The organism is Rhodococcus sp. R1101 (assembly GCF_000278445.1).
Classification (GTDB): Bacteria; Actinomycetota; Actinomycetes; order Mycobacteriales; family Mycobacteriaceae; genus Rhodococcus; species Rhodococcus gordoniae.
Genome location: NZ_AJVB01000664.1, coordinates 1 through 1,693 on the forward strand (window position 1 = coordinate 1; position 1,693 = coordinate 1,693).

General features: G+C 70.8%; 1 protein-coding gene and 2 pseudogenes. 2 read left to right on the plus strand and 1 reads right to left on the minus strand.

All coding sequences use genetic code 11. From position 1 onward, the window contains the following. Window positions 1–279, plus strand: a pseudogene (locus R1101_RS0122955) (hypothetical protein); the annotation flags it as partial. A 52-nt stretch (window positions 280–331) separates the two neighbouring features. Further along, window positions 332–1,261, plus strand: a complete 930-nt coding sequence (locus R1101_RS0122960; RefSeq protein WP_016935540.1) for a hydrogen peroxide-inducible genes activator — start codon at window positions 332–334, stop codon at window positions 1,259–1,261. Between the two features lie 21 nt (window positions 1,262–1,282). Here R1101_RS0122960 and R1101_RS28330 read toward each other — a convergent pair. Beyond that, window positions 1,283–1,693 (minus strand): annotated as a pseudogene (locus tag R1101_RS28330) (LysR family transcriptional regulator); the annotation flags it as partial.

Here is a 1,693-nt window from a genome sequence, read left to right on the forward strand (position 1 = left end):
TGGTTCTCCGGCCGGCTCCCGCGTCGACGCAGGGCATCCGTCCCGTCGGGCGGGCTCGAGAGCGCGTACTGCGCCGAGGTGGTCGGGCTGACGCTGGAGGAGATGGGTCTGCTGCAGCAACGGCATCGGGGGAGCAACTGGTACGACCCTGGCCGCTTCTGGAGCGGGGATCGGCTGCCGCTCGCTCCGGGTGTGGAGTACGGCGGCGAGATCGAGGTCGTGCTCGACGAGGCCGACCTGACGGCGGGCAGGGCAGCGGGCGCCACGTCGACGCGGTGAGTTCCGACAGCTGCAAAAGGTAAACACGATAGGTCGCTCTACACTGATAGGCGTGACCGATCAGAGTTACCAGCCCACCCTGTCGCAGCTGCGTGCCTTCGTGGCGGTGGCCACCTATCGGCACTTCGGCACGGCCGCGGCGCGACTCGAGGTCAGCCAACCCACCCTCTCCCAAGGTCTGGCAGCTCTCGAGAACGGCCTCGGCGTCCAGCTCATCGAGCGCAGCACCCGCCGTGTGCTCGTGACGCCGGCGGGAGCACGTCTGCTTCCCTACGCCGAGATGGTGCTCGACGCCGCCGACGGCTTCGTCGACGCGGCGGCGGGAGTGTCCGACGGGCTCTCGGGCCCGCTGCGCGTGGGATTGATCCCCACCGTCGCGCCGTACGTGCTGCCCGAGATCCTGCCTGCACTCGACGCAGCGATGCCGACCCTGTCGTTGCAGGTCGTCGAGGACCAGACCGCCCGGCTCCTCGACGCATTGCGCGCCGGAACCCTCGACGTGGCCGTCCTCGCCCTGCCCACCGACGTCTCGGGTGTGATCGAAGTTCCGCTCTACGACGAAGATTTCGTCCTCGTCCTGCCGACCGGACACGAACTCGCCGGACACACCGACCTGTCCGTCTCCGCACTCGACGACGCGCAACTGCTGCTGCTCGACGAAGGCCACTGCCTGCGCGACCAGACACTCGACCTGTGCCGGTCCGTCGACGCGCGACCTGCGCTCGGCGACACCCGTGCGACCTCCCTGTCCACCGTAGTGCGCTGCGTCGCAGGACGATTGGGCATCACCCTCGTTCCCGCCTCCGCGGTTGCCGTCGAAACCACCCGGGGAGATCTCGAGGTCGCGCACTTCGCCGACCCGGCACCCGGACGGCGGATCGGTCTCGTGTTCCGCTCGTCGTCACCGCGCGGAGTGGACTACCGCGTCCTCGCCGAGACCATCCGCGGGTGCGTCCCGTCGGTCTGCCGCCCCGTCCCCTGACAGGCCGCGATCGGCGTGTCGCTAACGGCGCCCGCGCCGGGGTTTCCCGGGGCGCTTCCGCGCGGACGCCCCCGCGCGGCGGGACGTCGTGGGCTCCGGTGCGCGCCGCTTCGGGGTCGAGCCCGTGCGTTCGCCGCGACGTGAGGTGCCGCCGGACCCGGACTCCGGTTCGGAATCGCTGCGGCGGCCCCGGGAACTGTTGGCCGTGCGCCCCCGGACGATCCCCACGAACTCGTCGACGAGGTCGGTCGTCCGGTCGGTGATCCAGACGAGTCCCACCTGCGATGCCGGTGCGTCGACGACCGGGCGATAGGTGAGGTCGCGCCGGTGGTGCAGGCGGGCGAGCGACTGGGGTGTCACCAGCACACCCACTTCGGAGGCGACGTGGGAAATCGCGTCCTCGGTCGTCGCGGGCCGCTCGAAGGCCTCCTC